The 1,922-nt window shown below is 71.5% G+C and carries 2 protein-coding genes; one reads left to right on the top strand and one right to left on the bottom strand.

Translation table 11 applies throughout. The annotated features are described in order from the left end of the window. The coding region (locus A3764_RS17280) for a capsular polysaccharide export protein, LipB/KpsS family (protein WP_443069393.1) at nt 1-694 on the top strand (694 nt) is incomplete at its 5' end. A gap of 96 nt (nt 695-790) precedes the next feature. Here the strand turns inward: A3764_RS17280 and ribD are convergent. After that, nucleotides 791-1,876: a bifunctional diaminohydroxyphosphoribosylaminopyrimidine deaminase/5-amino-6-(5-phosphoribosylamino)uracil reductase RibD gene (gene ribD, locus A3764_RS17275; protein ID WP_067928840.1), complete on the bottom strand. Its 1,086-nt coding sequence runs from the start codon at nt 1,874-1,876 to the stop codon at nt 791-793. Nucleotides 1,877-1,922: the final 46 nt, after the last annotated feature.

Here is a 1,922-nt window from a genome sequence, read left to right as displayed (position 1 = left end):
CATCATCGACCGGCTGCGAAGAGGCAAACTCAGCAAATACAACCTCGATGCACAGGGCGAGGGCTTTCCGGCAGACACCCCCCCGGGCCGCCCCCGCCTGCTCGTCCCCGGCCAGGTCGAGGATGACGCATCGATCCTCTGCGGAACGGCAGAGGTCCGAACCAATCTCGCCCTGCTGGAGGCCGCCCGCGCCGCCCGACCCGAGGCTTTCATCGCCTACAAACCCCACCCGGATGTGGAGGCAGGGCTTCGCAGCGGCACCGTCCCACCGGCGGATCTCGCGCAACTGACCGACGTGGTGCTGGCCCAGGCGGACCCGGCGAGACTGCTGGGCGAGGCCGACGAAGTCTGGACCATGACCAGCCTCCTGGGGTTCGAGGCGCTGCTGCGCGGCCTGCCCGTCACTACGCTGGGCGTGCCCTTCTATGCCGGTTGGGGGCTCACGCAGGATCTGGGCGACGTGCCGCCCCGGCGCCGGGCGCGCCCCGCGCTCGCGGGTCTCGTCCACGCGACGCTGGTGGACTACCCGCGCTACATCGATCCGCAAACCGGCCTGCCCTGCCCGGTCGAGGTGGTGATCGACAGGCTGATGTCAGGCGATGCGCCACGGCGCGGGCCGGTAAACCGTGTCCTGTCGAAGGCGCAGGGCCTGCTCGCCAGCCGCGCGCACCTCTGGCGCCGCCCCCGGGGCTGATCTGTCCGGTGCCGCCCGGGAGAAGCGTTGGAATTTGAGTGTTTGGAAAAGGGTGAAGGGGGAATCCGCGCACCCCCTTCACCCTTTCACAAATACTCATTCCCCGGGCTGCGCCACGCGCCGCCAGACGTGCAGCACGTCTTCCCCGATCCTTGCTGTACGCTGCAGCGTGAAACGCGGTGCCGCCGCGAGGCGTTGCAGGCCGAGCGGGCCCACGCCGGGCCGCCCGTCCGCCCCCAGCACCAGACCCGCGCCGAACCCCACCAGTTCATCGACCAGATCCGCCCCGAGAAGCGAGGCGGCCAGTGCGCCGCCGCCTTCGCAGAAGACGCGGTTGAGCCCTTCCCCGGCAAGCCGCTCCATCATGTTCACCACATCGATGCGGCCCCGGGCCCGGCGGCATTCGATCAGCCGCGCGCCCAAGCCGCGCCAGGTCTCGCGCAGCGCTGTGTCCACCCCCGGCCCGTGACACAGGAACACCGGCACTTCCGCCGCCGTTCGTGCAAGCTGGCTCATGAGCGGCAGGTCCAGCCGGTCCGACACAACGATGCGGGCGGGCTGTCGTTTGGCGCCCATATCGCGCACCGTCAGCGCCGGGTCATCCGCCCGGACGGTGCCCGCCCCCACCATCACCGCATCGTGGCGTGCGCGCATGGCATGGGTCAGCCGCCGCGCCGCCGACCCGGTGATCCATTTGCTCTCTCCCGTCGGGGTGGCGATGCGGCCGTCAAAGCTTTGGGCGAGCTTCAGGGTCAGCGCCGGGCGCCCCCGGTCGATGCGCGAAAAGAAACCCATGTGGTCCTGCCGCGCCTCAGCCTCCCCCACGCCGGTGGTAACCTCGATCCCCGCGGCCTGCAGCATGGCGATGCCCCGCCCCGCCACGCGCGGATCGCTGTCGGTGGTGGCCACGACCACGCGGGCCACGCCCGCATCGATGAGCGCCTGTGCGCAGGGCGGCGTACGCCCGTGATGGGCACAGGGTTCCAGCGTGACGTAAGCGGTGGCCCCGCGCGCCGCCGTGCCCGCGCGGGCCAGCGCCTCGGTCTCCGCATGGGGGCGCCCGCCCGGCTGGGTCCAGCCGCGGCCTATGATCCGGCCCTCTTGCACGATGACGCAGCCGACCGCGGGGTTGGGCCAGACCTGCCCCTGCCCCCGTCCGCCCAGCGTCAGCGCCGTGGCCATGAAGCGGGCGTCGTTCACTCTTCGGGCGGGGCGTTCGGGCGAAGCT

Source organism: Sulfitobacter sp. HI0129, from assembly GCF_001635395.1.
GTDB lineage: Bacteria > Pseudomonadota > Alphaproteobacteria > Rhodobacterales > Rhodobacteraceae > Sulfitobacter.
This window is presented reverse-complemented; position numbering and strand designations above follow the sequence as displayed.

Bases quoted from the DNA above. Each gene is read 5' to 3' on its own strand.
- ribD (WP_067928840.1), bottom strand. From the start codon at position 1,876: ATGGCCACGGCGCTGACGCTGGGCGGACGGGGGCAGGGGCAGGTCTGG.